This window comes from Hominiventricola sp., from assembly GCF_057604405.1.
The window spans coordinates 1-26,822 of the sequence record NZ_DBLYVB010000024.1 but is presented as its reverse complement, the minus strand read 5'-3'; the positions used below and the strand labels follow the sequence as shown (position 1 = coordinate 26,822).

The following is a 26,822-nucleotide window of genomic DNA, read 5'->3' as shown; positions in this document are numbered from 1 at the left end:
GTTTATAAGGGATGGGAGCAAATCACAACCGATTTCGCCCCCATTGGGGCATAAAGCAGGGCTGCCGCCCAGCAAAAAATATTTGCTAGTGCGACAGCCCCCTCTTTTCGTATCTCTGTTTTATTCTCCCAGATAAGCTTTCTTCACAGCCTCATCATTCAGAAGGTCGGAAGCTTTTCCTTCTTTTACAATCTTGCCGGTCTCCAGAACATAACCTCTGTCTGCGATGGACAGAGCTTTCTTTGCGTTCTGCTCTACCAGAAGAACGGTGGTTCCGCTGGCGCTGACCTGTTTGATAATGTCGAAAATCTCGTTTACGAAGATCGGGGAGAGACCCATGGAGGGCTCATCCATGAGGATGATCCGTGGCTTGGACATGAGGGCACGTCCCATGGCAAGCATCTGCTGCTCACCTCCGGAGAGAGTTCCTGCCGGCTGGTTTTTACGTTCTTCCAGACGCGGAAAACGCTCATAGATCATCTTCAGTGTATCGTCAATCTCTTTTTTATCTTTTCTTGTATAGGCACCCAGCTTCAGGTTCTGCAGGACACTTAAGGATGGGAATACACGGCGGCCCTCTGGTACCTGTGCCAGTCCGTTTTCTACGATCTTGTGAGCCGGGATCTTTGTGATCTCCTGTCCTTCAAAAGTGATGCTTCCTTTCTTTGGAGCGATCAGTCCGGAAATGGTGTGAAGAATGGTCGTCTTTCCTGCTCCGTTGGCACCGATCAGGGCGATAACCTCTCCTTCATTTACCTCAAAAGAGATTCCTTTGATTGCCTGGATCATTCCGTAATATACTTCCAGGTCTTTAATCTCAAGCATTGCCATTGTCGTTCCTCCTCTACTCACCAAGATATGCCGTGATAACCTTCGGATCGTTCAGAACGGTGGAGGTATCTCCGCTGGCCAGCTCCTGACCAAAGTTCAGTACCGTCAGTTTCTCACAAATACCGGATACCAGTTTCATATCATGCTCGATCAGAAGAATCGTCATATGGAACTCATCTCTTACGAAATGAATGGTATTCATCAGTTCCTGAGTCTCATTAGGGTTCATGCCTGCTGCCGGCTCATCCAGCAGAAGAAGCTTCGGATTCGTAGCCAGTGCCCTGGCAATTTCCAGCTTTCTCTGTTTTCCGTAAGGAAGATTGGATGCTTTATAATCTGACTCTTTCTCCAGGTCAAATACTTTTAAAAGTTCCATGGCACGCTCGTCCATGGCTTTCTCTGCTTTGTGATAAGACGGCAGACGAAGAATTCCTGACAGAGTAGAATAAATATATTCTTTCTGATTATGCAGCCCTGCTTTTACATTATCCAGCACGGTCAGGTCAGAGAACAGACGAATGTTCTGGAAGGTTCTTGCAATTCCTTCCTTATTGATCTCCATCGTACTCTTTCCGGTAATATCTTCACCGTCCAGACAGATCTTTCCATCGGTCGGTTTGTAAACTCCGGTTAACATATTGAAAATAGTTGTTTTTCCGGCACCGTTCGGACCGATCAAACCATAAAGTTGTCCCTTTTCGATGGTCATATTAAAGTTATCTACTGCACGAAGTCCTCCAAAGGAAATACCCAGATTCTTGACTTCCAGCATAGGTGTGTTTTCAGATGCTGCCAACACTACTGTACCTCCTTTTCTTTTTTACGAAACGGATTCATGTTCTCCAGACGCTCTCTGAATGCAATACCGCCCGGACTCCATACCAGAATCATGGTTACAATCAGGACAACTGCATAGATCAGCATACGGTAGTCACTTAAGAAACGTAAGAGTTCCGGAAGCAGTGTCAGAACAACGGCTGCGATCACAGATCCGCGGATATTTCCGATACCTCCCAGTACGACGAATACCAGGATGGTGATGGACATGTTGTAACCGAAGTTCTTCGGCAAAGCTGTCAAAGTAGACAGATTATGGGCATACAGCACACCTGCGGCTCCGGCCAGAGCTGCGGAAATACTGAATGCAAGAATTTTGTATTTTGTAATATTGATACCGATGGATTCTGCTGCGATACGATTGTCACGAATGGCCATGATGGCGCGTCCGGATCTGGAATTTACCAGATTCATAACTACAAACAGAGTGATCAGCAGAAGAATAATACCAATGGTAAAGTTGGAATCCGTCGGCGCACCGGTAATTCCCTGCGCTCCCTTGATGATCACGTCACCATCTGCTTCCATATTCAGGGACATAATATCCTTCATGGAGAAGTGGAATCCTGCACTGTCTTTTCCAAGATAAATAACATTGACCAGGTTCTTAATGATTTCACCAAATGCCAGGGTTACGATGGCCAGATAATCTCCTCTCAGGCGAAGTACCGGAATACCAATCAGTACACCACAGATACCTGCACAGACAACTCCTACCAGCAGTGCCAGAAGGAAACGCACCGTCGGAACCGTAACCGTATTCATGACACATTTGGAAAATACCGCGCTGGTAAACGCGCCCACACACATGAATCCCGCATGGCCAAGGCTTAACTCTCCTAAGATACCAACCGTCAGGTTCAGGGACACGGCCAGAATTGCATAGACGCAAAGTGGTACTAAAAGTCCTTTCAGAAGACTGGTCATATGACCGGTCCGAAGGAAAAGTTCACATATGATATAAGCTGCAACAACCATTCCATAGGTTGTCAGACTGCTCTTTGTATTCTTTGATAAATTCTTCATGTTCCGCAGCCTCCTTTATACCTTTTCCTGGATCTGTTTTCCAAGAAGTCCTGTCGGCTTTACTACCAGCACTACAATCAGCACAGCAAATACGATGGCATCTGCCAGCTGTGAAGAAATATAAGCTTTTCCAAGGATCTCAATGACTCCCAGAAGAATGCCGCCGATAAATGCTCCCGGAATAGATCCGATACCACCAAATACTGCTGCTACGAATGCTTTGATACCAGGCATGGAACCAGTATAGGGAGTAAGAGACGGATAGGCCGAACAGAGCAGAACGCCTGCAATGGCTGCCAGTCCGGAACCAATGGCAAAGGTCAGTGCAATCGTCGCATTGACATTGATACCCATCAGCTGTGCAGCGCCGTCATCCTCAGATACTGCCAGCATTGCATGACCTGCTTTGGAATATTTCATAAATGCCATCAAGCCGATCATGATCACGACGCAGGCAATCACCGTAACAATCGTCACCATAGTAACCGAAAGTGCTCCTCCTGCCAGTTGAACAGAACCATTTCCTACGATGGAAGTGAAAGATTTTGTGTTTGCACCAAAAATAAGAAGTGCTACATTCTGGAGAAAGTAGCTGGCACCGATTGCTGTAATCAGTACTGCCAGTTTGGAGGCATGACGAAGTGGTTTATATGCCACCCTCTCAATTACCATACCAAGCACCGTGCAGACTACAACGGAAAGCAGGATAGATACCGGAACCGGAAGCCCCATGCTGTTAATGGCTATAAATGCCACATAGCTTCCTACCATGATGATATCACCATGAGCGAAGTTCAGCATCTTGGCAATACCGTATACCATCGTATATCCCAGTGCAATGATCGCATACACACTGCCAAGGCTGATGCCATTTAATATGTAGGATACAAAACTCATACTCATTCAACTCCTCTTAATAGTTATTGTGTTTACAGTGGATAAACCTGACTGTAAAAAATACAGAGACGCCCTTTATCAGAACGTCTCTGTTCCAATCGGCTCTTGGCCGGAACTATCGTGTAGTTCTAATTACATAGCGGTGTAAGCACCATCTACGATCTTCATTGCCTTCGGAGCTTTGGTAGGCTCACCATCAGCATCCCAGGTCATTCCTTCGCCGGTCAGACCATCGAAAGTAATCTCTGTCATAGCAGTCTTCATTGCCTCGCAGATATCAGATGCACTCATATCCGGAGTCACACCAGCCTTCTCAGCTGCAGTTTTGATGATGTACATTGCGTCATATGTATCTGCTGCGAACTGGTTCGGAGTCTCACCGAATTTCTCTTCGTAAGCAGATACAAATGCCTGTGTCTTCTCGTCCTGTGCATCAGCTACGAACGGAGTCAGAAGCATAACATCCTCTGTAAGAGAAGTATCAAAGTTCTCAACACCAAGAATACCGTCGAGACCATCGCATCCGAAGAACATCGGTGCATAACCCATGCTGTTTGCCTGAGTCAGGATAATGGAAGCCTCGGTATAATAGATCGGAAGGAATACCAGCTCAGCGCCTGCTTCTTTTGCTTTCTGAAGCTGTACGGAGAAATCAGTTTTGCTGTCTTCAGTAAATGCCTCAGCGGATACTACTTCAATACCCTGATTCGGAGCTTCCTCAGCAAACTTCTGATAAATACCGCTGGAATATACATCAGAACTGTTGTAAATAACAGCAACTTTGGTTGCCAGGTGATTTTCTCCAATGTACTGTGCAGATGCAAGACCCTGGTTCGGATCAGAGAAGCATACACGGAAAGCATTCGGCTGTGCAATACTCTCTACAGCAGATCCTGAAGGGGTCAGCTGGAACATATTATCCTCTGCAGTCTTTGCTACAACTGCAGTACACGGTGTAGAGGTTACAGTACCCATAAGCATCTGCATACCCCAGTCTTTCAAAGTATTATAAGCGTTGACAGACTTCTCTGCATCATGCTCGTCATCCTCAAAACGGAACTCTACCTGATATCCGTTGATTCCGCCTGCTGCGTTAATCTCATCCGTTGCCATCTGAGCTGCATTCATAACAGCCTGGCCATAAATTGCTGCTCCACCGGTGATCGGTCCGATTCCGCCGATCTTGAAGGCTCCGTCTGCAGATGCAGCCGCATCAGAGCTTTCAGAAGTGGACTCTGTTGTGGATGCTGCAGTATCACTGCTGCCACAGGCAACAACAGAAAGTGCAAGAACTGCTGCCAAAGCAAGACTTACTAACTTTTTCATAATTGTTTCCTCCTCAAAATGAAAAAATAACCGATACATGAATTTCTGTATCGGTTATCATGATAATCTTTCAACTATGATTTGTCAATTCATTTTTTCAACTTTTTCATTACCAGTATCTTCTGACACAGCGTATACTACGGTAATACATATTGCTTACTTTAATACCACTGCTCGGTGTGCTTGCATGCACAATCTGTCCGTTACCGATATAAATACCCACATGACCGTAATAACAAACCACATCCCCCGGGAGCATCTCCGACTCGCTAACTGCACGTCCGCCTCCTGCCAGGGAGTTGGAATCACGGGGTGTGGAAATACCACATGCCGCATAGATCAGATGAACAAAACCGGAACAGTCCGTTCCGTTGGTCAGGCTGTTTCCTCCATATACATAAGGATTGCCGACATAACGGAGTCCTGTGGATGCGATGGAAGAACCACCGCCTCCTCCTGATACCGTTGCTGTCTTACCGGAACTCTTAGAAGAATATCCCGACGTACTGCCGGAAGAAGCCGTGCTGCTTCCTGCAGAAGAAGTGCTGCTCTGCGCTGCTGCCGCTTTTCGCTTTGCTTCTTCTTCTTTCTGAAGCTGTTTGATCTGGGCATTCTGCTCCTTGATCTTCTTCTGATATTCACTGACCTTCGCTTTGGCTGCACTTAACTGGCTGTCAAAATCGGCAATCTGACTCCTTTTCTGTGCAATGACACTCTCCAGATTTGCCTTTTCCTGTTTCAGCTGTTCTTCCATCTCCAGGAGTTCCTGTTTTTCTTCTTCCAGCTGTGCCTGCAGATCAATCACTGCCTGCTTGGCTGCTTTATACTCATCCAGGAGCCTCCGGTCATATTCCTGCAGCTCTTCTGCATAATCTACCTTATTTACCAAATCTGCCACGCTGTCAGATGTGAGCAGCATCTCCAGGTAACTCTCCTGTCCTGTCTCATACAGGTACTGGATTCGTTTCTTCATAGAATCATACTGCTGCTCCTCAGTCGCTTTTGCTGCCTCATAATCCTTCTGAGCCTGCTCAATCTCCGCTTCTTTGTCGGCCAGATCGCTTTCCAACACTTCAATATTCAAAAGCGTATCTGTCAGGTCATCATTCAAACTGCTGACTTCGCTGCTCAATGCGCTCTTCTGGCTTTCAATACCGCTGATCTTGGACTGAATATTTTTCAGTTCACTTTCGTTTTTTGCTTTCTCACTCTGTATATTCTTGATGCTGGTGGCAGAGACCGGAATTCCCGTTACCACAATAGCCAGTGCCAGCACCATACTGCATAATCTTTTACGGTTCATATGTAAAATCCTCCTCATACAGCATAGCACAGCACCTGTCGTTTTTCAACCGCCTTCTCCGATCTGGAAACAGTTTCCTATTCGTATCTGAGTGCCTCGATCGGATTTAATTTGGCTGCTTTATTCGCTGGATAATAGCCGAAGAAAACACCGATCAAAATGGAGAAGCTTACAGATACCACAATTCCCGTAACGGACGGACTGACCGCATATCCCATCATATTGGTGGCCACTGTCGCTATGATCATTCCGAGAATCATTCCAAGCATACCGCCCACGATACAGATCACAATAGATTCAGTGATGAACTGAAGACGGATGGAGCCATTGGTTGCTCCCAGTGCTTTTCTGGTGCCGATTTCTCTGGTACGTTCTGTGATAGATACCAGCATAATATTCATAACGCCGATACCGCCTACCAGAAGGGAAATGCCGCCGATGGCTGCAATGGCCAACGAAATGGTAGACAACATGGAAGTCATGCTCTCCACGATAGATTCCATGCTCATGGCACTGATCTCAAAACTTTCATTATCCTGATAGTAACGCTCATTCATGTAATTTTCCACCGTCTCGCAAAAACTGGTGGCGCTCACGCCTGATGCCGTCAGAATGGTAAACTGGCTGTAGCCATTGGTATTATGGGTCTGATTTTTTGCTGTCTGCAAAGGCAGATAGAGAGTTGTCTCCGTGTCTTCCTCCGAACTGCTGGAAAATCCCATATCAGATTCTTCGTATTTATAGACACCGACAATGGTATAGGTATAATACCTGCTATTGAACAGTACATCCATCTTCTGTCCTACTGCAGCCATATTATTTCCATTAAAAAGGTTGTTAACCAGATAATCGGATACCAGACATACTTTTTTCGCTTCTATCTGATCACGCTCTGTCAGCGTTCTTCCTGCCAGAAGTGTCAGATCTGTATTCTCCAGATTTGCCTCATTCACTCCCGTTGCATTTACATAAGCATACAGACTGCCAAGCTGTGCAGTTCCACTGCCCACAGATTCCGTAAGGGAAAATCCCTGGATAGAATCTCCATATCGTTCTTCCAGACTATCCAGCATCTCATCTGAGATATAATCATCCTCGGTCATCTTCGTGAATCTGGGGCCCATGGAAAAGGTCATTCCACTGGATGTCGTCTCCTGTGACGTACTTTTCTGAGATACACCCACGGTAATGTTGTTGGCACCCATGGATGCCATAGAGTCCGTAACGGAACTGCTGATGGAATCTCCCAGTGTCATGATGGCAATGACCGATGCGATGCCGATGATAATACCCAACATGGTCAGAAGAGAACGCATTTTGTTGGCACGAAGACCGTTCAATGCCAACAGTATATTTTCACCTATTAACATCCGCTTCCTCTCCTTTCACCGATAATTATACCATCTTTCAATGTCACGATTCTTTGAGTCTCCTCCGCCAGCTCCTGAGAGTGGGTGATAAGCACAATGGTTTTTCCCTGTTCTTCATTGAGCCGGTGGAAGATATCCATGATCATCCGGCCAGTCTTGGAATCCAATGCACCGGTGGGCTCATCAGCCAGAATGATGGACGGATTATTGGCCATAGCTCTTGCAATCGCTACACGCTGCTTTTGTCCTCCTGACAATTCATCCGGTGTGTGCGACATCCGTTCTCCCATTCCTACCACATTTAAAAGTTCCTTTGCCCGTTCTGTACGCTCCTTTTTGCCGATTCCCGCATAGAGCATGGGCAGTTCTACATTTTTCAGGGCACTGGTCCGGCTGATTAGATTGTAAGTCTGAAAAACGAATCCGATCTTTTTATTCCGGATCATGGACAGATCCCGGTCCTTTGCATGGGCCACATCCACTCCGTCCAGTATATATTCCCCTTCCGTAGGCCGGTCCAGAATACCGATAATATTCATCATGGTCGTTTTTCCTGAACCAGAAGAACCTACAATAGAGACAAATTCACCTCTGTTTACTTTCAGATCAATTCCATGCAGAATTTCCAGCTCATTGGGCTGCCCGATATAGAATCTTTTAATAATTCCCTGCAATTCAATCATACTGTGTTGTTCTTCCATAGCTGCCTCCCGGTCTAAAATCCACCAGGGCCGCCGCCAGACGCTCTACCGCCGCCGGGATTACCACCGCCGCCAGGGCCGCCGCCCATGCTGCCTCCACCCATATCAAAAATAACGCCGTCCTGAGAACTGTCAGAGGAGCTGTCACCCGAAGACGGATTATTTACCATAGGTGTACTGTAGTATACCACAGTGCCTTCTTCGATATCATCTCCTGAGATTTCTACATAATAATCACTCTGCATACCGACAGTTACCGGTACCTGAACCTTTTCTCCATCTTTATCAATCGTAACAGAAGAATTTCCATCTTCGTCTGTTGTCACACAGTCATAGGGCACAGTAAGGACATCATATACCGCTTCTTTTACAATACTTGCCTTGGCTGTCATACCAATACGCAGATCTGCATTTTCATCATCCAATGCAATTTCCAGATCATAGCTGGCGCTTCCTGCACTGTTTCCGGATGTGGATGTCGTTGCCGTCGGTGCAATATAAGACACTTTTGCCGGAAGTTCATCGTCCCCAAGTGCTTCCACGATAACTGCCGCTGTCATATCTTTGCTGATACTGCTTACATCATACTCATCCACACTGGCAGATACAATAAAATTCTGACTGTTGGCAATACTGAACAGAGTCTTTCCTTCTCCCAGATAGGTATCCCCTTCCTCTACTTCCATAGCCGTAATGACTCCGGAGATCGGTGCCGTTACCGTGCAGGCTGTGATCTGTTCCTGATAGTCCTCAATCGTCTGAGCACTGCTGTCATTGGAATATTCTTTCTGTTTCTGCGCCTTTTCCAGGGAATCCGCCGCATTGGAAATATTGCGGTCATTATTCTTAGACGCATCGGTCAGATTGTCTGATGCAGTTTCGTAAGCATCGGACGCTTTTTCTTCTGCGTCGGCTGCCGCGGTGTAAGCCTGATGCGCTTCTGTATAAGATGCCTGAGCTTCATTTACTGCCTGCACAGCGGCATCATAAGTGGCTTTTTCTGCTGATACCGAATCATAGGTTGCCTGAGCGGCATCTGCTTCCTGCTGTGCGGTATCCACAACTGCTTTCGCATCTGCATAACCTGGATCCGTCTCCTCCAGTTTTGCCAGTGCAGCCTGTGCATCTGCCAGTGTACTCTTCGCACTCTCCAGTGCGTTTGCTGCCGCAGTGTAGCTTTCTGTCGGATCTGTCAATGCATTCAACGCCTCTTTTGCTGCACTCAGACTTTTCTCCCGTTTCTTCAGAGTACTGGCTGCACTGCTTGCATCATCCTCCGCATCCTGCAGATCTTCTTTTGCCTGTGATTCATTTTTTACCGCTTTGTTATAATCATCCGTACCATCCTCCACAGCCTGGGTATAACTCTCAGAAGCTGTCTCAATAGACTTGTTCTCATTATACTCACTGAGGGCCTGACTGTTCTGTGCCTCTTTCAGCTTCCGCTCCAGCTCGGAGCTGTCCAGAACGGCCACTACATCCCCTTCATTGACGTAATCACCGACTTTATAATTAACAGTTTCCACTTCCACATTGGAAGCGATAGCAGACACATCTCTTGCATCAGCGCTGTTAACGGTTCCGGTCACGCTGATAGAATCCACCAGATTCTGCTTTGTCACAGTCGTCGTTTCCACCTGGCTCATCTGTTCCGCCATGGCCTTTCTCGCCTTATGCCGGTTCAACCCATGTACACCAAATCCTCCAGCCAGAACCAGTACAATGACTGCCGGAATCAGCACCTTTTTCTTGTTTCCTAATTTTTGCACCGCATTCGGTAATTTTGGTACGTTCACAAATTTCCTCCTCACCGGGCTCTCTTTCCATATCAAAGCCACATTTACTCTCGAAATTATCATACTGGAAATTTGTGTTAAAAACTTGATTAACTTGTGTTTAATCTGTGTTTAATTCGTGAACTTACTTTCTATTTATCTATGAATATATGAACATTCATTGATTTTATTCAGATGTTCTGCTATACTATAAAAAAGGAAACGGATCGGGCAGCCATCTCTGATTCACTTTCCTTCTTTCAGAAAGGACACGCCATGTCAAATACTATTATGATTCCCGCAGAGGAAGAGATTTACGATCTCTCTGAGTTTTACAAAGTATTCGGAGATTCCACCCGTATCAAAATCCTGTATGTACTGCGGCAGCAGGAACTGTGCGTCAATGACATTGCTGCAGAGCTGTCCATGACCCCAAGTTCTATTTCCCATCAGCTTCGCATCCTGAAGCAGCATCGTCTGGTGAAATACCGCCGGGACGGAAAGACCATCTGCTATTCTCTGGCCGATGATCACGTAGTTACCATTTTGAATCAGGGACTGGAACACATCGAGGAGTAGGTGAACCTACTCCTTTTTATATGTGGAATCCAGCCTTTTTAAAAATTTCAAATCTGCTTCCAGGGAATCCAGCACCAGTTTCTGACTTTCCAGTTCCTGCATCCATGGCTCCCTGCTCATGACCTGCCACGCCATATGGCGACACAATTGTTTCATACGCTGCACATCATATGCCGTCAGACTCCCCTTATGAAAACTTAATTTCAATGCATCCGCAATATCCCTTACAATAAAATTTTTCCAGGCCTTCTCTTTTTCCTCTTCGCTTCCCTTCAGATTTTCAAAACAATAAAATAAAAATGGGAGAAAAAGAATCAGTCCTTGCTCCTCCAGCTGCTTTGCAGAATAATCCGCCAGCGTAATCACCCGAAAAGGCAGTATCACCCGCTCATGTCCCGGAAATTCCAATGTCGTACTATATTTTTCCTGGCGATTTTTTCCAAAATAGAAAATCTGTGGTTCCTTAATCTGGAGCACATTTCCTGCGGTCATATTTTCATAATAATACACATACCCTTTATCCTGTGCACAAATCTGCAAACAGCCATCCAGCCTTCTTAATCGAAATTCGTAACGATTCACCCCATCCACCCGCAAAGTTACTGTCAAGCGGTCTTCATTCTGCCATTCCTTCCATATCTGGTTCTTTTCCGTATAATGGGTATCAAAAAGCCGATTCAACAGCCGAACCAATGCATGGTCGGACAATTGAAAAATTTCCTGTAGGATCCACGGATCCTCTTTATCAATCATGTGAGTATTCCTCCCTCATACTTAACAACGTCATATATACCTCTAGCTGTATCAAAGTTGGGAAATCGTAATGCAGACTTGCAATCATTGAAATTATTTTTTAAGACATTTATACAATACAGAAGTTTCAGAAACTTGTCAATCAAAAAAGGCACATCAGATTGATGTGGCATTTTTGATCCTTCATATTATTAAGAAAATTCACAATATGTCTGCAGGCCTCTTCTTCATCTTCACCTTCACACTCAATGGTTACTTCTTCTCCCGGACATACCGGAAATGCCAGAAGACTCATCAGACTCTTACAATTCATTTTCCGTTCTCCATAATACATCATCACATGACAACGGAATTTATTTGCCTCGCCTACCAGCATCCCTGCCGGATGCAAATGAATTCCGTTCTCATTTTTAATGATTACTTTCTCACTGATCACTGTCATTTACCTCCGTTTTTTTTATCTCATCTTGCTGTTTATTATAGCATAAAAGAGAAGCGTTTGCTCCGCTTCTCTTTGAATTTTAACATATTATTCATATTTCCTTACAGAACTAATATGATACCGCCCTGGTCCGCATACAGGGTACTGACACCGGAGCTTTCCAGAATCACCACATCTTTTACCTTCATGGTCTTCAGGATCTCTGCTTTTACTGCTTCTGCACGCTCTGCATTATTGCAGTGTACGAGACCAGCCACTTTTTCTTCCGGATTCTTCGCATGATTCTTCAGAAGTTCCACCATCAGACGGAGTGCTTTTTGCATTCCTCTTGCCTGACCTGCCTGTTGGATCACACCCTTTACGCCTTCCATCACTGGCTTAATATTCAGCGCAGATGCCACAAACGCTTTCACCGTGCTGAGACGTCCGTTCTTTCTTAAATGTTCCAAATCCTCCAGCACAAAATAAGTACACATCTCATCAATAAATGCTTCCACCGTTCTGATCGTTTCTTCAAACTCCATTCCGGCTTCTTCACATTCCTGAATTTTCTTTGCCACCAAGGTCTCTCCTACAGATGCGGAGCAGGAATTAAACACATGAATCTTCGCATCCGGATGCTCTTCCAGATAAAGGTTTTGTCCCAATACTGCACTATTATAAGAACCGCTCAACTCCGCTGAAAGGGTCACCGCATAGAGATGTTCTTCCCCGCAATCAAATGCTGCCCGATATACTTCCGGAGATGGACAGCTGGACTTTGGACAATTCGGACTTGCCTTCGCTTTTTTGAGAAAATCCACTCTGTCAAATGTCTCATCATCTATGAACTGTTCCCCGTCTATTTCCAAATGGAGTGCTGCATGCGTAAAATGAGGATCCTGCTGCATCTCCTCCGTAAATTCTCCACAACTATCTACTACAATTCGATAACCCATATCTAATACCACCTTTTATTCTATCTATCGATTTAAAAACGGCATGATAAAAATATCCGTCTTGTTTTTATGTAGTTTTTAATACCACATAATATTACCACAACCTATAGACATATGCAAGTAATATCCCTGAATTTACAAAGTATAGTAGGCACGAATCATATCGGCCAGCGCCCTGATATCCTTCACCCCCATAAGCTCCCGGGAAGAATGCATGGCAAGTAAAGGCACTCCCACATCTACGGTCGGAATCGGAAGAAAACTGGATGCAATGGATCCTAACGTGCTTCCACCGGTTCCGTCAGAACGGTTGAAAAATTTCGTGTATGAAATTTCCTCCTGGCGGCAAATCTGCTCCACAATGGCTATCGCACGGCAGTCTGTTGCATAAGACTGAGAGCTAGCCTCTTTGATACAGAATCCGGTATTCAAAGGACTCTGATTGGTGGGATCCATCTTGTCCACATAGTTCGGATGATAGGCATGTCCCACATCCACGGACAGCAGCATGCTCTCCGTCATCTGCTGCAAATATTCCAGTCGGTCCATACCAAGACCCTGAAACAATTTCTCCAGCACCATGGTGAGCAATGTGGAACCTGCACCCTGCTTTGTTCTACTGCCAATTTCCTCGTGATCAAAAAATGCTGCTACATTAATGCCATCCCTGCTGCCTTCTGTAATTCCCGTCAGAACAGCCTGCACTCCGGATAGATTGTCAATACGCGGTGCGCTCAAAAGATCCTCTCCAATTCCTACATACTGAGGCTGGTCTGCATTATAGAGGCCCATCTCATAATCCAGAATCTCATCCGGTTCCACTTGCAGCTTCTCTGCCAGAAGTTTTCGGAAAAAGTGATCTGTCAGCCCTTCCTTTCCCACCACTGCGATAGGAAGTAATTCCTTCTGCCGGTTTAATTCCGTTCCCTTGTTCACTTCCCGATTCAGATGGATGGCCAGATTGGGAATAATAAAATAGGGTTTTTTCAAATCCACCAGTCTGGTCTGCGGCCGGAACACATCATCACTCTTTAATGCTACTCTTCCGGATACTGACAAGGGACGATCCAGCCACGTATTCAAGATAGCACCTCCATAGACTTCCACATTCAGCTGTCCATAGTTTCCACGAATCATTTCTGCATGCTGCTTCACACGAAGCCCTGGAAAATCTGTATGGGCCGCTGCAATTCGGAACCCTTCCTGCCCATTCCAGCTGTCCCCAACAGTAAATGCAAACAAGGTGGATTCCCCCACAGACACATAATAACGTCCACCCTTTTCCAACTGCCATGACCGTTTCAGGGACAAAGACTCAAATCTCTGCTCCCTCAATCGTCTTTCTGCCACCGATACTGCATGGAATGGAGAAGTTCCCTCCCTGATCAGACTACATAATTCTTCTGCACAATCTCTCTTTTTCATTCTATGTTTTCTCCTTGAAGTAATTTTCAAATTCAGTATAGCAAATCCTGCCTGTTTCTTCTATAATAAACCTATCATATTCATGGAGGAACTTGCATGATTGCACTTCAGATTGCCGATATCCGGGTCTTTATGAAAAAACTGCTGCTCAGTGAAACCTTTGACCGTTTCCTTCTTTTGGAAGGCAGCATTACTACTTTTAATACATTTGAAATAGACGGTACCTTTCAAAAAGCATACTATTCTGCCGAGGAACAGGACCAGATAGGAGACCGCTCTCTTTCTCTCTGGAGTGAAGTACGTCCTTTCTGCTTTGAACTCATCAAAGGTAAGAAGACGCCCCTCGCGTTTCATTTCACCTTTCAGTTGGCCCCTTCCAATGTAATCCGTCTGCTTGCCCAGACAGGGATTGATCTTCCGCCTGAGCAGATCCGCGGTCTGCTCATGAATCTTCGTTATGACGGGCATACCCTTACCTGTACCACCGGTACGTCTCTTGCTGTCTTTACTCTGGACAAAAAACTGGACCATGCCTGGGATGACATGGTCCGGAAATATTTTCATCAGCAGGAAATTCCTTTCCAGCAGATGTAAGATTTTTATTTTGTCAGAAGCATCATAATCTCATTGCTGCGGTTCACAAATCTGGTCATGGCTTCCGGATTCAGAGGCTGATGGCTGATCATGGCCAGATCGTAGAGCTGCTCACAGATCATATTGCTGTGCTCACCCTCCGGATTCTGGAACAGATATTTCACCAGAGCATTGTTGGCATTCAGAACCAGGGTAGTCGTTGTACCGAACATGGACGGATCCATTCCGTACATATTATACATCTTCATCATTTCCTGCATTCTGCGATTCTCCTCTGAAAGCGTAATCATAGAAGAAACCTTTTCATTTTTCAGTTTTTCCACTTTGACTTCCAGTTTGTCATTGTTCAGTGCTTTACGGAACAGTGCAGTCAATGCATCGGTTTCCCCTTTCAGCTCTTCCTCAGATACCTCTTCCTTCATGGAATCGGTCACATCTGCATCGATACGCTGGAATTTGACTTTCTCATTCTTTGCTTCCAGATGGCTGATAAACGGATTATCAATGTTGTCTTTCAGGATGACTGCATTCATCTTCTGCTCACGGAACATGTTGATGTACTGGCTCTGCTGGATCTCATCCGTTACATAGTAAATGGTGGTCTTCAGAGCTTCCTTCTCCTCACCGTCAGCCTTTTCTTCCGTCTTCTCTTCGGTCTTTTCTTCCACCTTGTCAGCATCACCGTCGGCCGGCTTCTCTGCTTCCAGATACTCGTTCATGGTCGTATATTTACCATCCAGATCCTTGAACAGTACATACTCCATCATACGCTCACAGAATTTTTCGTCCTTGATGCAGCCAAATTTGATAAACGGACTGATATCGTCCCAGTATTTCTCATAATTCTCACGGTCTGTCTTACACATACCGCTTAACTTATCCGCTACTTTCTTGGTAATGTAATCAGAAATCTTCTTTACAAAACCGTCGTTCTGCAGCGCACTTCTGGATACATTCAGCGGCAGATCCGGACAGTCGATGACACCTTTTAAGAGCATCAGGAATTCCGGAATGACTTCTTTGATATTATCAGCGATAAATACCTGATTGTTATACAGTTTGATGGTTCCCTCAATGGACTCATACTCCATATTGATCTTCGGGAAGTACAGAATTCCCTTCAGGTTGAACGGGTAGTCCATGTTCAGATGAATCCAGAACAGCGGCTCCTTATAGTCATTGAATACCTTACGATAGAACTCTTTATATTCTTCTTCGGTACACTCATTGGGATGTTTCGTCCACAACGGCTGCGGGTCACTTAAGGAAACCGGACGTTTGTTAATCTTCACCAGTTCTTTGGCCGGAGAAACTTCTTTCGTTTCCTTGGTACCGTCCTCTTTCTCTACTTCTTCTGTCTTGGCCTCCTCATGGATATGCTCTACAACTACATCATCCTCAGTCAGCTCACTCTCATCGATCGTCTCATATTCCTGCTCCCCATTCTCTTTTGCAAGATAAATGTTGACCGGCATAAAGGAACAGTATTTACTAATCACCTCACGGGCACGGTACTCATTGGCAAACTCCAGGCTCTCCTCATTCAGGAACAGGGTAATCTCGGTACCAACGGTCTTCTTCTCGCCGGTTACCATGGAGAACTCCGTACCGCCATCACACTCCCAGTGTACCGGCTCTGCTCCCTCTTTATAGGAAAGAGTATCAATATGCACCTCATCTGCTACCATGAATGCGGAATAGAATCCCAGTCCAAAATGACCGATGATCTGATCCTCATTTGTCTTGTCCTTATACTGTGCCAGAAAATCCGTTGCGCCGGAAAATGCAATCTGGTTGATATACTCTTCCACTTCATCTGCCGTCATACCAAGTCCGTTATCGATGAACTTCAAAGTCTTCTCATCCGGGTTCACCAGAACCTGTACCTGCGGTTTATATTTCTCCGGAAGTGTATACTCACCCATCATATCCAGCTTCTTCAGCTTGGTGATGGCATCGCATCCGTTGGAAATCAGTTCACGGAAGAAAATATCGTGGTCAGAATACAACCATTTTTTAATAATCGGGAAAATATTGTCGCTGTTAATGGAAAGTGATCCATGTTTTTCGCTCATAATATACACTGCCTTTCTTTCAAATAATTTCATCACTATGTAATATAATCCCCTCTTTCTTAAAAGTCAAGAACTTTTTAGCACTCATTTAAATCGAGTGCTAATAATTCATTTTCCCATTTCATTTGTTGTTTCTGCACATATTCTATGATATAATAAAGAAAAAACTAGATTATTTGCACAACCAGAAGGAGTGATATCCATGTCAAAAAAATTTATCATTACTTTAAATCGTGAATGCGGTGCAGGGGCAACCAATATTGCAAAACTTCTGTCCAAGGAACTTGACATTCCTTACTATGACAAAGACATGTTCCGCATGGTCTCTGACAAAAGTGGCGTTCTGGAAGAATTTTTTCATGTAAATGATGAGCGCCCCGGAAACAACCTGCTGTACAAACTGATTAAAGAATTGAAACCGGCCAGTCAGAAACCATCTCTCGGAAAAGATATCGTCTCTCCGGATAACCTCTTCCGTTTTCAATCTGAATTGATCAAAGAACTGGCAGAAAATGAATCCTGCATCATCATTGGACGCTGTGCCGATTATGTACTGAAGGATTACGATAATGTGGTGAATATTTTTGTATGTGGTGATATGGAGAGTAAAATTCATCGAATGATGTGGACATTTTCTCTGGAAAAAGAGGTGGCCGAGGAGCGGATCCGTGAGACAGATAAACAGCGTCATAAATATTACAACTACTATACCGGGAAAACCTGGGATGCCGCATCCAATTATGATCTGTGCCTGAATACCGGTGACATGACCATCGAGGAAGCTGCTGAACAGATCAAACTGTACCTGAAACAAAAAGGGTTGATGGAATAATCATGATTGCAAAAAGGAGAATCCGAAATTGGGATTCTCCTTTTCTTTGCTTAATTTTCAGTGCGGAACGTGGGACTTGAACCCACACGCCTCACGGCACAAGAACCTAAATCTTGCATGTCTGCCAATTCCATCAGTTCCGCTCATGTCCCATATGTTATCATCTGCACTCCAAAAAGTCAATTACAGAATTTTCAACACATCTGCCGCCGTAAATACCAGCATAAGCAATGGCTGGTGCAAAAGATACAAAAGCAGACTATGTCTGCCTGCTGTCTCCAGAAAAGGAGCCGGCAAATGTATCCTCAGAGCCTTCTTCACTTACGGAAACTTCATAAACATTCCATACAGGAAATATCCGGTCAGATAAAGAAAAATCCATGGAAACAAAGGAAAGTAATCTCCGGAAAAAAATCCAGGATCCGGGAAACCAAGAAACGTCATAAAGAGTCCCCGATACAGGACTTTCGGCACCCTTCCAAAATGAAGTAATTCAAAGCCAAAGACTCCTCTGTTCACATTTCTTGTCAGTCCAAAAAGCAGGAAGCTTCCTGCGAATCCCGCCCATGCCGGAATCCGTTCCAACACTTTTGACAGCGGGATCAGAAGCAGCATAGCCGTTCCGGTAAAAGTCAGGATTCCAAACAGAATCTTTTCCGACGGCATAAACGCATACGTCATCCCCGTGATCAGAAGACCCCACGCTGAAATCACAAGCCCCCGTTTCAGATGCCTTTTTCCAAGATTCCAACAAAAGCCGGACAGCAGAATAAAAATCCAACAGATACTCTGCTGCCAGACATATCCCGGTCTGTCCCCAAACCATGGAATATGCAGTCCATAAATCTCTACCAGATCAAACATGCCATGATACAAAATCATACTGAGCAGAGTGATCCCCCTGATACTGTCCAGAAGGACATATCGTTCTTTCACTATTTCTTTTCCACCTTCTGCAATTCTTCCATCATTTTTGCATACAGTTCCGGAAGCTCTTTCTTAATGTTAGATGGTCTTCCATTTTTGCCAAGATAGCAATGAGCAGATGTAGCAGATGCCCGCAGTTCACCGGTCCTCTCATCCCTCATTTCATAGGAAATCTCATATTTTACTCCGCGGAAAGACGATAATTTTACATCAATACACACCCGGTCACCAAAATATGTCATGGCTTTGTAATCGCACTGCACACTTAAAACCGGGCTGATAATGCCAGCTTCCTCTACCTTTTTATACGGAAATCCCAGTTCATCCATATAGGCAATCCTAGCTTCCTCCATCCATCGGATATAATTGGAGTGATGGATGATGCCCATCTGGTCTGTTTCGTAATACTGTGCCTGATGGATATAGTTCATAATCTTTTCCTCACATTCGTTCTGCATCTACTTGTGTTCCATTATAGCAGACTCATCTGCTTTTTCAAACAGAATCGTGATGGTCGTTCCTTTTCCTTTTTCACTCTCTAATGTAAGATTCGCATGATGCTGCGCTACCATATGTTTTACGATGGCAAGTCCAAGCCCGGTTCCTCCGGTTGCTTTGGAACGGCTCTTGTCCACCCTGTAAAAGCGTTCAAAAACTCTCTGCTGATGCTCTTTGGAGATGCCGATTCCTGTATCTGACACCTGAAGCATTACCTTTTCCCCTTTTGGTTCCGCAGTCACAGTCACACTTCCACCAGGATTATTATAACGAATGGCATTATCACATAAGTTATAGAGAATCTCCTCCACCATCTCCCGATTTCCGGCCACATAACAGGGCGTACCTTTCAATTCCAGCGTTACATTATGTTTTTCCGCCTTTAACTGCAGCATGTCCACACAGCTTTCTGCCAGAACATAAAGCGGCACCCTCTCAAATACCATATCCTCTGTCTCCATCACATCCAACTCTGACAGCCGGATAATATCATTAATCATGCTCAGAAGCCGATTGGCACTTCTGTGAATCTCCCCCGCAAAACGCGGCACATCCTGAGCAGAAGCCATATGGTGCTCAATCAGTTCTGCATAACCCGAGATAGATGTCAGGGGTGTTTTCAACTCATGAGAAACATTTGCTGTAAAATCCTGCCGCATCTGAGCATTTTTCATAATATCATCATGCTGTTTCTTAATGGTCTGCACAAAGGGCACCAGTTCTTCGTAGGTCTCTATCTCGCCACATTCATCCAGATGGCAGCCCAGATAGTCAATCGGTTTCATCAAGGTTTTTGTTGCACGGGTCGCCAGCACATAACACATGCCAAAAATAGCCAATGCCATCACACACACAATCGGAAAGGCATCTTTAAACATTCTCCAGATACTGGAAGTCTCTCTGGCTACACGAAGAATTGTTCCATCCTCCTGCCGGACTGCATAATAAAAGGCACTCTCATCCATGGTATCTGAACGTCTGACGGACTGTCCTTTTCCACTCTGTAAGGCCTGCGATACTTCCGGGCGGTCTCCGTGATTACCAAGATTTCCTACATTCGCATCATTATCATAAAGGACAGAACCATCCTGGGCAATTAATGAAATTCTCAAATCATCCAGAGGCATTTCCCGCAGACCAGTTTCTATGTCTTCCGTTTCGAAAACTCCTGTTTCCTGCAGCACCTGTATATCGATATCCAGCTCATCCATCACTTCTTTTTTAAAGAATTCATAGAAGACCGCTGTTACCAACAGGGTAGTAAGTGTAATCGTAAAGAGAGCAACTAATATAAATTCCCGGCGTATCTTCTTTTTCACTCGATCATATACCCCACATTTCTCACGGTTTTAATCAGTGTACCTGCATTTTTCAGCTTCTGGCGCAATGTCTTGATATGTACATCCAGAGTTCTTGACTCTCCTTCAAAATCAATTCCCCAGATTCGCTCCATGATTACATCTCTGGACATAACAATTCCCTGATTCTGAATAAGCAGCTTCAGAAGCTCATATTCTTTAAATGTGAGATCTATCGGCTCATCCTTCACATATACCATATGCTTCTCACCGTCCAGAAAAATATCTCCTGCAGAAAGGAACTTCTCATCTTCCATATTCATGCTGCGGCGCAGAAGTGCCTTTACACGGGAAATCAACTCCATAATTCCAAAGGGCTTGGTAATATAATCATCTGCTCCCAGATCCAGTCCTTTGACCTTGTCAAGCTCTGCGGTCTTGGCCGTAATCATCATAATCGGAACCTTTCTGGTATCCGGAATCGATCTTATCTTTTTCAGTATCTCCAGACCATCTTCATCCGGAAGCATGATGTCCAGCAAAATACAATCCGGAACTTTTTCTGCCAGCTGATGGTAAAAATCTTTCGCACATTCAAAATCCATTATCGTATAACCACTGTTTTTCAAAGCAAAACTTTCAATCTCCCGGATGTTCTGGTCATCCTCCACAATATAAATCAATGCCATACAACGAACCTCTGCCTTTCATCTACCTTATAAACCTAGTTTATCTATTAACATATTATGAGGGGATTGTAAAGTCCGAAAGACATGTATGTAAAATTTATGTAAAATTTGAGGCAGACGCAGAAAGACCAGAGGCGGGGGACCTCTGGTCTTTCTGAAACAACTTTTCGTACATTTATGATGACACCGCTTTTAAAGAATAATCAAAAAAGGGAGGGTTTATTCATTAAGGGGGATTAGGGGGGGTACGGTACCATCCATAAATATTCAATTGAACAGGTAAGAAAGGAAACCGCTTTGTGTTTCGTTCTCACTTGTTGCAACTATTATACGTCCCACACGGGCATATGTACATTGACAAAACACATAAATTTTTGACTTTTTTAGACTTTTTTCCAAACAAAAGATCCAAATATCTTCTTCATCTGTCAATAGACAGTTCTCCTGATCCGACATTTTTCGTTATCCTGACAAAAACAAAAAAGACACTGGATAACCAGTGTCTGATTAGTGAGACATCGGGGATTCGAACCCCGGACAACTTGATTAAAAGTCAAGTGCTCTACCAACTGAGCTAATATCCCATTCTTATGTAGCATTTCTTCTAGCCAACTGGGCTAGCTGGATTCGAACCAGCGAAATGCAGGAGTCAAAGTCCTGTGCCTTAGCCGCTTGGCGATAGCCCATTATCTTTGATTCAGGGTGGATATAGGGATTCGAACCCTAGGCCTCCAGAGCCACAATCTGGCGCGCTAACCAACTGCGCTATACCCACCATATCAACTTTTTCATGAAGCAAAGCTTCAAATGTGCCCGAAGGGATTCGAACCCCCGACCCACGGCTTAGAAGGCCGTTGCTCTATCCAGCTGAGCTACGGACACATTTTGTGGATAGTTGCTATCCAAAGCGGGTGATGGGAATCGAACCCACGTATCTAGCTTGGAAGGCTAGTGTTCTACCATTGAACTACACCCGCACGGTGTTTATGAATCATATTCAAATCGGGGTGACAGGATTCGAACCTGCGGCCTCCTGGTCCCAAACCAGGCGCTCTAGCCAAGCTGAGCCACACCCCGTTTCCTATGCCCGTCGTTTGGACACATGTTGTATTATACACATGTGCCCCACTAATGTCAACAGGTTTTTTACATTTTTTTTAAAAAGTTTACAGTGTACTTTTTCAGCCATCTACAAACTACAGATTTCACATTTAGCAAGCTTTCCCTTTTCCAGTTCCAGCAAGATATAAGTCGGGCGATGCCCTTCCTGTCTCGGCAAAGAAAGGCTGCCTGGATTCAGCACCAGAAGTTTCTCTTCCTGCTGAATCATCGGCTTATGCGTATGACCATACATGACAATATCTGCACCTTTTTTTCGCGCTTCCCGCTCCAGATACAAAATACCAGAATGGACAAAATAACGATGACCATGGGTCATCCAGATTCGATATCCTTCCAGCGTAAACATTCTTTCATCCGGAAGGTCACAGAAAAAATCATTATTTCCGGCAATGATCGCTGCAGGTGCATTTCCCGCCAGCATCCGGATTCTTTCTTCACCGCCCTCCACATCTCCTAAATGTATGAGCTGATCGATTGGCCCCGTTTTCTTCAAGGCTTTTTCCAACGTATATTCCCGTCCATGGGTGTCACTCACAATCAGTATTTTCATGCCTTTGCATCTTCCTGTTCTCTCTGAAGCGCTTCTTTCATAAGTCGCAGAGCTTTCCCACGGTGGCTTAATTTGTTCTTCTCTTCCAATGGAAGTTCTGCAGAATAGCACTGATATTCCGGCAGATAGAATATCGGGTCATAACCAAATCCATTCTCGCCCTTCTCTTCGTAACCGATCTGTCCTTCCATAGTTCCTCTGGTGGTCAGCACACGGCCATCCGGAAAGCATGCCGCGATCGCGCAAACAAAACGGGCACTCCTCTCTTCCCCTGTTTTTCCTTCCAGTCGCTCAATCAAGCTGTTATTTTTAATATGATAGGAAGTATCATATCCCATATAGCGGGCAGAATAAATCCCCGGCTCACCGCCAAGGGCATCTACTTCCAGTCCGGAATCATCCGCAAGAACAATTTCTCCAGTCTTTTCCATGATCTCTTTTGCTTTAATAATTGCATTCTCTTCAAAGGTTGTTCCATTCTCATCGGCTTCTGCCGTTACACCTGCTTCTTTCATGGAAATAACCTGAATTCCCAGGTCACCGAGAATCATTCGCACTTCTCTCATCTTTCCTTCGTTTCCTGTGGCAAAAATGATCTTCTCTATCTTCATTCTTTTCTCTCCTGATGATTTCCTTTGGGCGGTTTGGGGCCAAGGAACTGATAATAATATGTCTTCAGCATTCCATTATAGATCTTTCGGTTTTTGTCCGCTTTTCTTCCAATGTACTTCTCCGTATCTTCATAACTGGTAATCAGATACATGGACCAGCTGTCCAGCGCATGAAACCGTTCTCCGATCTGGCTATAGAGAGCCGGTAATGCTTCTTTCTCTTCCAGACGTTCCCCATAGGGCGGATTACTGATAATAAAACCATATTTCTTCGGATGGGACAGTTCGCTGACCGGGCGCTGCTGAAAATGAATCAGGTGATCCACACCCGCGGCCTCTGCATTCTGTCTGGCAGCACGAATAATATCTCCATCCAAGTCATATCCCTGAATATCGGTCTCGATCTGATCATTCATCAAATCCATGGCCTCGTCTACGGATTCATACCAGTTTTTCCGTGGCAGGAAGTTTGTCCATTTTTCTGCCAGGAAGGAACGGTTCATCCCCGGTGCAATATTAGCCGCAATCATAGCCGCCTCAATCGGAAACGTACCACTGCCACAGAACGGGTCTACCAAAATCCGGTCCTTCTTCCATGGGGTCAACATGATTAATGCTGCAGCCAGCGTTTCCTTGATGGGTGCCTTACTGACCATTGTACGGTAACCTCGCTTATGAAGGGACAATCCGGAAGTATCCAGACATATCAGTGCCTCATCTTTCATGAAGGAGATTCTGATGGGATATTCTGCTCCAGTTTCCGGAAACCATTCCATCGAATAGATTTTTTTTAATCGTTCCACTATGGCTTTTTTCACGATAGACTGAATATCGGATGGACTGAAAAGCTTACTCTTCACAGAGGAAGCCTTTGCCACCCAAAATTTACCGTCTGCCGGGATATAGTTTTCCCAAGGCAGCGCTTTTATTTCTTCAAAAAGCTGATCAAAAGTGACTGCTTTAAATTTTCCAACTTTCAACAGGACACGTTCTGCCGTGCGCAAAAAGATATTTGCTCTGCAGATGGCATTTTCATCTCCCGCAAATGTAACTTTCGCATCTTCTACCTGTACAATCTCATAACCAAGATCCTGGATCTCTTTTTTCAGGACAGCCTCCAGTCCAAAATGACAGGGTGCCACCAGTTCAATTCTGTTCATGTTTCATCCTTTCTGTTCCGTACTTCTTTTCTATCTTATCTGCATGGTCTCTGCCTGTCAATCTTTTCTCAGTGAAAATTACCCTCCAACTGTTTTCCGCGATAAGCCTGTATACCGCCTACCACAGAAATTACCTGATATCCCTGTTCCTCCAGCTCACGCGCTGCCTGCATACTCAATCCGCCTCTGTCGCAATAAAGAACGGGAATAGTATTTCCAAGTCCTCTGATCCTCTCTGAGAGCCTCTCATAAGGAATACACACTGCACCGCGAATATGCTGCAGCCGATATTCTGCAGGCTGTCTTACATCCACCAGAAGGTATCTTTTGTCAAATACATAACGGTCTATTTCCTTTGCTGAAATCGTTTCCATCCATTTATGATTCCTTTTCTTCTCTTATAATAGAATATGCATACAAACACCAAAAAGGGACACAGCTTTCGCTGTATCCCCTTCTTTTGCTCTTCCTAATAATTGCAATCATCTGCTTTGTTTTTGGAAGAATTGTTGCTCTTATTTTTGGAAGAGTTCCTGGAATTGGTAGTTCTGTTTTTAGAATCACTGCTGTCATAGCTGCCATTCTCTGAACTGGTTGTGTTGCCTGATCGATTCATATTGTTATTGCTCATGATCATTGCCTCCTGTATTGAATGTTTACAGGAGTAGTATGATCCTTCCACGCAAAAATTATGCATACCGCCATATTATCGCAAAATTTTTCTGATCAGCCAGGAAATCAGCATAACAGCAATGATCACCGGCAACAGATAAATGGCAAGTCCGAGCACTAACACTATCATTGCAATAACAGCCGCCGCAATAAGTGCCATCATCAGCGTTGCCTTCCATCCACTGAATGTATGCACTTTCACGCCTCCCTCTTCATGATCTGCCGGTTCCTCATCAATGGTATACTCCACCTCTGGAGCCTTCATACCAGAAGTTTCCAGAATCGTTCTGGCAATCAGTCTTGGATCTCCCAGTTCTTCCAGTACCTCCTGCTCAGATCTTCCTCTATTCATCTCCTGGCGAATATAATCTTCATAGTAACGCACATGGTCTGTCAACTCATAATCACTGACTTTTCCATACAACGCTCTTCTCAACGTATCAATAAATGCTTCTTTATTCATCATCGTCTCCTTTATATAGACCGATTATACAGAAAAAAGACCATCTGGTCAATTCCAAATGGTCTTAAACGTGCGCGAGAAGATTCGAACTCCCGGCCTTCTGATCCGTAGTCAGACGCTCTATCCAGCTGAGCTACGCGCACATATATAATTGAATAAGTAGATATCTGCATGATGGAAACTCACGCAAATGCCGGCGACCGGGATCGAACCGGTACGGGAGGTAAGTCCCGCAGGATTTTAAGTCCTGTGCGTCTGCCAGTTCCGCCACGCCGGCATCTACAGATTACTCTGTAAAATGGGACCTATAGGGCTCGAACCTATGACCCTCTGCTTGTAAGGCAGATGCTCTCCCAGCTGAGCTAAGATCCCATATTTAATTAAGCGAAGCAATCACTTCAACGACCCGGATGGGGTTCGAACCCACGACCTCCGCCGTGACAGGGCGGCGCTCTAACCAGCTGAGCCACCAGGCCATATAAAATATGCTCTTCAAGTTCTTACAGGTTCATTATAAGTGGACCCACAGGGACTCGAACCCGGGACCATCCGGTTATGAGCCGGAAGCTCTAACCAACTGAGCTATGGGTCCAAGAAGCCGATGATCGGACTCGAACCGATAACCTGCTGATTACAAATCAGCTGCTCTGCCAATTGAGCCACATCGGCATATTTCAGCCCTTATTATAGGCAATGACTCCAAGGGGATTTGAACCCCTGTTACCGCCGTGAAAGGGCGGTGTCTTAACCGCTTGACCATGGAGCCGAATATAAAATTATGCAATGGTTTTTTAAACCAACTCCCCGAGTAGGGCTCGAACCTACAACACCACGGTTAACAGCCGTGTGCTCTACCATTGAGCTATCGAGGAATATGAAGATATTGTACCTTCAAAACTGCATACAGTCAATACTTTTTTCTTTCCAAAACCTTTACCTTAAACCTCTTGGTTAAGCCCTCGACCTATTAGTAACAGTCAGCTTCACGCATTACTGCGCTTCCACCTCTGCCCTATCTACCTCGTCATCTTCAAGGGGTCTTACTAGCTTGTGCTATGGGATATCTCATCTTGAGGGGGGCTTCACGCTTAGATGCCTTCAGCGTTTATCCCTTCCCGACTTGGCTAC

At 44.8% G+C, this 26,822-nt stretch carries 27 protein-coding genes, 15 tRNA genes and 1 rRNA gene; 3 read left to right on the top strand and 40 right to left on the bottom strand.

Annotated elements, in window-relative coordinates; translation table 11 throughout:
- Nucleotides 1-120 precede the first annotated feature (120 nt).
- The 9 genes from ACZMB2_RS12050 to ACZMB2_RS12010 form a co-directional block, all read right to left on the bottom strand.
- Nucleotides 121-831, bottom strand: coding sequence for an ABC transporter ATP-binding protein (locus tag ACZMB2_RS12050; RefSeq protein ID WP_118770372.1), 711 nt, complete (start codon nt 829-831; stop codon nt 121-123).
- A 13-nt stretch (nt 832-844) separates the two neighbouring features.
- Entirely contained in the window at nt 845-1,603 is a 759-nt protein-coding gene (locus tag ACZMB2_RS12045) for an ABC transporter ATP-binding protein (RefSeq protein WP_487596924.1), read from the bottom strand.
- A 26-nt stretch (nt 1,604-1,629) separates the two neighbouring features.
- Entirely contained in the window at nt 1,630-2,694 is a 1,065-nt protein-coding gene (locus ACZMB2_RS12040; protein ID WP_487596921.1) for a branched-chain amino acid ABC transporter permease, read from the bottom strand.
- A 15-nt stretch (nt 2,695-2,709) separates the two neighbouring features.
- Nucleotides 2,710-3,591 (bottom strand): branched-chain amino acid ABC transporter permease, encoded by an 882-nt coding sequence (locus ACZMB2_RS12035; protein ID WP_118770374.1) that lies wholly within the window; start codon nt 3,589-3,591, stop codon nt 2,710-2,712.
- A gap of 132 nt (nt 3,592-3,723) precedes the next feature.
- Nucleotides 3,724-4,920 carry an ABC transporter substrate-binding protein gene (locus ACZMB2_RS12030; protein WP_487596923.1) on the bottom strand — a complete coding sequence of 399 codons (1,197 nt, stop codon included), beginning with the start codon at nt 4,918-4,920 and terminating at the stop codon, nt 3,724-3,726.
- A 106-nt stretch (nt 4,921-5,026) separates the two neighbouring features.
- Nucleotides 5,027-6,220 (bottom strand): C40 family peptidase, encoded by a 1,194-nt coding sequence (locus ACZMB2_RS12025; protein WP_487596920.1) that lies wholly within the window; start codon nt 6,218-6,220, stop codon nt 5,027-5,029.
- Nucleotides 6,221-6,297: 77 nt separating this feature from the next.
- Nucleotides 6,298-7,590, bottom strand: a complete 1,293-nt coding sequence (locus tag ACZMB2_RS12020) for an ABC transporter permease (protein WP_487596919.1) — start codon at nt 7,588-7,590, stop codon at nt 6,298-6,300.
- Complete coding sequence (locus tag ACZMB2_RS12015; protein ID WP_487596918.1) at nt 7,584-8,291, bottom strand: ABC transporter ATP-binding protein; 708 nt, start codon at nt 8,289-8,291, stop codon at nt 7,584-7,586. The genes ACZMB2_RS12020 and ACZMB2_RS12015 overlap by 7 nt, the downstream gene beginning before the upstream one ends.
- Before the next feature lie 14 nt (nt 8,292-8,305).
- A complete protein-coding gene (locus ACZMB2_RS12010) occupies nt 8,306-10,087 on the bottom strand; it encodes a hypothetical protein (protein WP_487596917.1) in 1,782 nt (593 codons plus the stop codon).
- Between the two features lie 255 nt (nt 10,088-10,342).
- Here ACZMB2_RS12010 and ACZMB2_RS12005 point away from each other — a divergent pair, with 255 nt between their 5' ends.
- Nucleotides 10,343-10,645 carry an ArsR/SmtB family transcription factor gene (locus tag ACZMB2_RS12005; RefSeq protein WP_487596916.1) on the top strand — a complete coding sequence of 101 codons (303 nt, stop codon included), beginning with the start codon at nt 10,343-10,345 and terminating at the stop codon, nt 10,643-10,645.
- A gap of 6 nt (nt 10,646-10,651) precedes the next feature.
- Here the strand turns inward: ACZMB2_RS12005 and ACZMB2_RS12000 are convergent, their stop codons facing one another.
- The 4 genes from ACZMB2_RS12000 to ACZMB2_RS11985 all read right to left on the bottom strand — a co-directional run bounded on the left by ACZMB2_RS12000 (nt 10,652) and on the right by ACZMB2_RS11985 (nt 14,203).
- Nucleotides 10,652-11,398: a hypothetical protein gene (locus tag ACZMB2_RS12000; protein ID WP_487596915.1), complete on the bottom strand. Its 747-nt coding sequence runs from the start codon at nt 11,396-11,398 to the stop codon at nt 10,652-10,654.
- A gap of 142 nt (nt 11,399-11,540) precedes the next feature.
- Nucleotides 11,541-11,840, bottom strand: a complete 300-nt coding sequence (locus tag ACZMB2_RS11995; protein WP_487596914.1) for an HPr family phosphocarrier protein — start codon at nt 11,838-11,840, stop codon at nt 11,541-11,543.
- Nucleotides 11,841-11,941: 101 nt separating this feature from the next.
- Nucleotides 11,942-12,778 (bottom strand): DegV family protein, encoded by an 837-nt coding sequence (locus ACZMB2_RS11990; protein ID WP_487596913.1) that lies wholly within the window; start codon nt 12,776-12,778, stop codon nt 11,942-11,944.
- Between the two features lie 135 nt (nt 12,779-12,913).
- Nucleotides 12,914-14,203 carry a M18 family aminopeptidase gene (locus ACZMB2_RS11985; protein WP_487596912.1) on the bottom strand — a complete coding sequence of 430 codons (1,290 nt, stop codon included), beginning with the start codon at nt 14,201-14,203 and terminating at the stop codon, nt 12,914-12,916.
- Nucleotides 14,204-14,299: 96 nt separating this feature from the next.
- Here ACZMB2_RS11985 and ACZMB2_RS11980 point away from each other — a divergent pair, with 96 nt between their 5' ends.
- Nucleotides 14,300-14,797, top strand: coding sequence for a DUF5721 family protein (locus ACZMB2_RS11980; protein WP_487596911.1), 498 nt, complete (start codon nt 14,300-14,302; stop codon nt 14,795-14,797).
- A gap of 5 nt (nt 14,798-14,802) precedes the next feature.
- Here ACZMB2_RS11980 and htpG read toward each other — a convergent pair whose 3' ends face one another.
- Nucleotides 14,803-16,872 carry a molecular chaperone HtpG gene (htpG, locus tag ACZMB2_RS11975; protein ID WP_487596922.1) on the bottom strand — a complete coding sequence of 690 codons (2,070 nt, stop codon included), beginning with the start codon at nt 16,870-16,872 and terminating at the stop codon, nt 14,803-14,805.
- A gap of 202 nt (nt 16,873-17,074) precedes the next feature.
- On the opposite strand from htpG, the gene ACZMB2_RS11970 reads away from it, so the two are divergent.
- Nucleotides 17,075-17,704, top strand: a complete 630-nt coding sequence (locus ACZMB2_RS11970) for a cytidylate kinase-like family protein (RefSeq protein ID WP_487596910.1) — start codon at nt 17,075-17,077, stop codon at nt 17,702-17,704.
- 61 nt (nt 17,705-17,765) lie between these two features.
- Here the strand turns inward: ACZMB2_RS11970 and ACZMB2_RS11965 are convergent.
- The 26 genes from ACZMB2_RS11965 to ACZMB2_RS11840 all read right to left on the bottom strand — a co-directional run.
- A tRNA-Leu gene (locus tag ACZMB2_RS11965) sits at nt 17,766-17,847 on the bottom strand.
- A 178-nt stretch (nt 17,848-18,025) separates the two neighbouring features.
- Nucleotides 18,026-18,640, bottom strand: a complete 615-nt coding sequence (locus tag ACZMB2_RS11960) for a heparan-alpha-glucosaminide N-acetyltransferase domain-containing protein (RefSeq protein ID WP_487596909.1) — start codon at nt 18,638-18,640, stop codon at nt 18,026-18,028.
- Nucleotides 18,640-19,089, bottom strand: a complete 450-nt coding sequence (locus ACZMB2_RS11955; RefSeq protein ID WP_487596908.1) for an acyl-CoA thioesterase — start codon at nt 19,087-19,089, stop codon at nt 18,640-18,642. The genes ACZMB2_RS11960 and ACZMB2_RS11955 overlap by 1 nt, the downstream gene beginning before the upstream one ends.
- Nucleotides 19,090-20,448: a sensor histidine kinase gene (locus ACZMB2_RS11950; RefSeq protein ID WP_487596907.1), complete on the bottom strand. Its 1,359-nt coding sequence runs from the start codon at nt 20,446-20,448 to the stop codon at nt 19,090-19,092. It lies immediately after the preceding gene.
- Nucleotides 20,445-21,116 (bottom strand): response regulator transcription factor, encoded by a 672-nt coding sequence (locus ACZMB2_RS11945; RefSeq protein WP_487596906.1) that lies wholly within the window; start codon nt 21,114-21,116, stop codon nt 20,445-20,447. Before ACZMB2_RS11945 ends, ACZMB2_RS11950 begins: the two co-directional genes overlap by 4 nt.
- Before the next feature lie 511 nt (nt 21,117-21,627).
- Nucleotides 21,628-21,700, bottom strand: a tRNA-Lys gene (locus ACZMB2_RS11940).
- A gap of 28 nt (nt 21,701-21,728) precedes the next feature.
- Nucleotides 21,729-21,802, bottom strand: a tRNA-Gln gene (locus ACZMB2_RS11935).
- Nucleotides 21,803-21,817: 15 nt separating this feature from the next.
- Nucleotides 21,818-21,891, bottom strand: a tRNA-His gene (locus ACZMB2_RS11930).
- Between the two features lie 33 nt (nt 21,892-21,924).
- Nucleotides 21,925-21,998, bottom strand: a tRNA-Arg gene (locus ACZMB2_RS11925).
- Between the two features lie 24 nt (nt 21,999-22,022).
- Nucleotides 22,023-22,093, bottom strand: a tRNA-Gly gene (locus ACZMB2_RS11920).
- A gap of 25 nt (nt 22,094-22,118) precedes the next feature.
- Nucleotides 22,119-22,193 (bottom strand) — tRNA-Pro (locus ACZMB2_RS11915).
- Nucleotides 22,194-22,305: 112 nt separating this feature from the next.
- Nucleotides 22,306-22,788: a metallophosphoesterase gene (locus ACZMB2_RS11910; protein ID WP_487596905.1), complete on the bottom strand. Its 483-nt coding sequence runs from the start codon at nt 22,786-22,788 to the stop codon at nt 22,306-22,308.
- Nucleotides 22,785-23,399, bottom strand: coding sequence for an XTP/dITP diphosphatase (locus ACZMB2_RS11905; RefSeq protein ID WP_487596904.1), 615 nt, complete (start codon nt 23,397-23,399; stop codon nt 22,785-22,787). Before ACZMB2_RS11905 ends, ACZMB2_RS11910 begins: the two co-directional genes overlap by 4 nt.
- The gene (locus ACZMB2_RS11900; protein WP_487596903.1) at nt 23,396-24,559 is read right to left on the bottom strand and encodes a THUMP domain-containing class I SAM-dependent RNA methyltransferase; all 1,164 of its coding nucleotides are present in this window, start codon (nt 24,557-24,559) and stop codon (nt 23,396-23,398) included. Before ACZMB2_RS11900 ends, ACZMB2_RS11905 begins: the two co-directional genes overlap by 4 nt.
- Before the next feature lie 68 nt (nt 24,560-24,627).
- The gene (locus ACZMB2_RS11895; RefSeq protein ID WP_487596902.1) at nt 24,628-24,933 is read right to left on the bottom strand and encodes a rhodanese-like domain-containing protein; all 306 of its coding nucleotides are present in this window, start codon (nt 24,931-24,933) and stop codon (nt 24,628-24,630) included.
- A gap of 4 nt (nt 24,934-24,937) precedes the next feature.
- Entirely contained in the window at nt 24,938-25,132 is a 195-nt protein-coding gene (locus ACZMB2_RS11890; RefSeq protein WP_487596901.1) for a hypothetical protein, read from the bottom strand.
- A gap of 133 nt (nt 25,133-25,265) precedes the next feature.
- Nucleotides 25,266-25,697: a DUF1700 domain-containing protein gene (locus tag ACZMB2_RS11885; RefSeq protein ID WP_487596900.1), complete on the bottom strand. Its 432-nt coding sequence runs from the start codon at nt 25,695-25,697 to the stop codon at nt 25,266-25,268.
- Between the two features lie 66 nt (nt 25,698-25,763).
- Nucleotides 25,764-25,837: transfer RNA gene (locus ACZMB2_RS11880), tRNA-Arg, on the bottom strand.
- 48 nt (nt 25,838-25,885) lie between these two features.
- A tRNA-Leu gene (locus ACZMB2_RS11875) sits at nt 25,886-25,971 on the bottom strand.
- A gap of 22 nt (nt 25,972-25,993) precedes the next feature.
- A tRNA-Val gene (locus tag ACZMB2_RS11870) sits at nt 25,994-26,066 on the bottom strand.
- 30 nt (nt 26,067-26,096) lie between these two features.
- Nucleotides 26,097-26,170 (bottom strand) — tRNA-Asp (locus tag ACZMB2_RS11865).
- Between the two features lie 42 nt (nt 26,171-26,212).
- Nucleotides 26,213-26,286 (bottom strand) — tRNA-Ile (locus ACZMB2_RS11860).
- Between the two features lie 4 nt (nt 26,287-26,290).
- Nucleotides 26,291-26,363: transfer RNA gene (locus ACZMB2_RS11855), tRNA-Thr, on the bottom strand.
- Nucleotides 26,364-26,388: 25 nt separating this feature from the next.
- Nucleotides 26,389-26,460 (bottom strand) — tRNA-Glu (locus tag ACZMB2_RS11850).
- 34 nt (nt 26,461-26,494) lie between these two features.
- Nucleotides 26,495-26,566, bottom strand: a tRNA-Asn gene (locus ACZMB2_RS11845).
- 75 nt (nt 26,567-26,641) lie between these two features.
- Nucleotides 26,642-26,822: ribosomal RNA gene (locus tag ACZMB2_RS11840) — 23S ribosomal RNA — on the bottom strand; the annotation flags it as partial.

Excerpts from the sequence above, each read along its gene's own strand:
- ACZMB2_RS12050 (WP_118770372.1), bottom strand. The coding sequence starts at position 831 with ATGGCAATGCTTGAGATTAAAGACCTGGAAGTATATTACGGAATGATC.
- ACZMB2_RS12045 (WP_487596924.1), bottom strand. The coding sequence starts at position 1,603 with ATGCTGGAAGTCAAGAATCTGGGTATTTCCTTTGGAGGACTTCGTGCA.
- ACZMB2_RS12040 (WP_487596921.1), bottom strand. The coding sequence starts at position 2,694 with ATGAAGAATTTATCAAAGAATACAAAGAGCAGTCTGACAACCTATGGA.
- ACZMB2_RS12035 (WP_118770374.1), bottom strand. The coding sequence starts at position 3,591 with ATGAGTTTTGTATCCTACATATTAAATGGCATCAGCCTTGGCAGTGTG.
- ACZMB2_RS12025 (WP_487596920.1), bottom strand. The coding sequence starts at position 6,220 with ATGAACCGTAAAAGATTATGCAGTATGGTGCTGGCACTGGCTATTGTG.
- ACZMB2_RS12020 (WP_487596919.1), bottom strand. The coding sequence starts at position 7,590 with ATGTTAATAGGTGAAAATATACTGTTGGCATTGAACGGTCTTCGTGCC.
- ACZMB2_RS12015 (WP_487596918.1), bottom strand. The coding sequence starts at position 8,291 with ATGGAAGAACAACACAGTATGATTGAATTGCAGGGAATTATTAAAAGA.
- ACZMB2_RS12005 (WP_487596916.1), top strand. The coding sequence starts at position 10,343 with ATGTCAAATACTATTATGATTCCCGCAGAGGAAGAGATTTACGATCTC.
- ACZMB2_RS12000 (WP_487596915.1), bottom strand. The coding sequence starts at position 11,398 with ATGATTGATAAAGAGGATCCGTGGATCCTACAGGAAATTTTTCAATTG.
- ACZMB2_RS11995 (WP_487596914.1), bottom strand. The coding sequence starts at position 11,840 with ATGACAGTGATCAGTGAGAAAGTAATCATTAAAAATGAGAACGGAATT.
- ACZMB2_RS11990 (WP_487596913.1), bottom strand. The coding sequence starts at position 12,778 with ATGGGTTATCGAATTGTAGTAGATAGTTGTGGAGAATTTACGGAGGAG.
- ACZMB2_RS11985 (WP_487596912.1), bottom strand. The coding sequence starts at position 14,203 with ATGAAAAAGAGAGATTGTGCAGAAGAATTATGTAGTCTGATCAGGGAG.
- ACZMB2_RS11980 (WP_487596911.1), top strand. The coding sequence starts at position 14,300 with ATGATTGCACTTCAGATTGCCGATATCCGGGTCTTTATGAAAAAACTG.
- htpG (WP_487596922.1), bottom strand. The coding sequence starts at position 16,872 with ATGAGCGAAAAACATGGATCACTTTCCATTAACAGCGACAATATTTTC.
- ACZMB2_RS11970 (WP_487596910.1), top strand. The coding sequence starts at position 17,075 with ATGTCAAAAAAATTTATCATTACTTTAAATCGTGAATGCGGTGCAGGG.
- ACZMB2_RS11955 (WP_487596908.1), bottom strand. The coding sequence starts at position 19,089 with ATGCAGAACGAATGTGAGGAAAAGATTATGAACTATATCCATCAGGCA.
- ACZMB2_RS11945 (WP_487596906.1), bottom strand. The coding sequence starts at position 21,116 with ATGGCATTGATTTATATTGTGGAGGATGACCAGAACATCCGGGAGATT.
- ACZMB2_RS11910 (WP_487596905.1), bottom strand. The coding sequence starts at position 22,788 with ATGAAAATACTGATTGTGAGTGACACCCATGGACGGGAATATACGTTG.
- ACZMB2_RS11905 (WP_487596904.1), bottom strand. The coding sequence starts at position 23,399 with ATGAAGATAGAGAAGATCATTTTTGCCACAGGAAACGAAGGAAAGATG.
- ACZMB2_RS11900 (WP_487596903.1), bottom strand. The coding sequence starts at position 24,559 with ATGAACAGAATTGAACTGGTGGCACCCTGTCATTTTGGACTGGAGGCT.
- ACZMB2_RS11895 (WP_487596902.1), bottom strand. The coding sequence starts at position 24,933 with ATGGAAACGATTTCAGCAAAGGAAATAGACCGTTATGTATTTGACAAA.
- ACZMB2_RS11890 (WP_487596901.1), bottom strand. The coding sequence starts at position 25,132 with ATGACAGCAGTGATTCTAAAAACAGAACTACCAATTCCAGGAACTCTT.
- ACZMB2_RS11885 (WP_487596900.1), bottom strand. The coding sequence starts at position 25,697 with ATGATGAATAAAGAAGCATTTATTGATACGTTGAGAAGAGCGTTGTAT.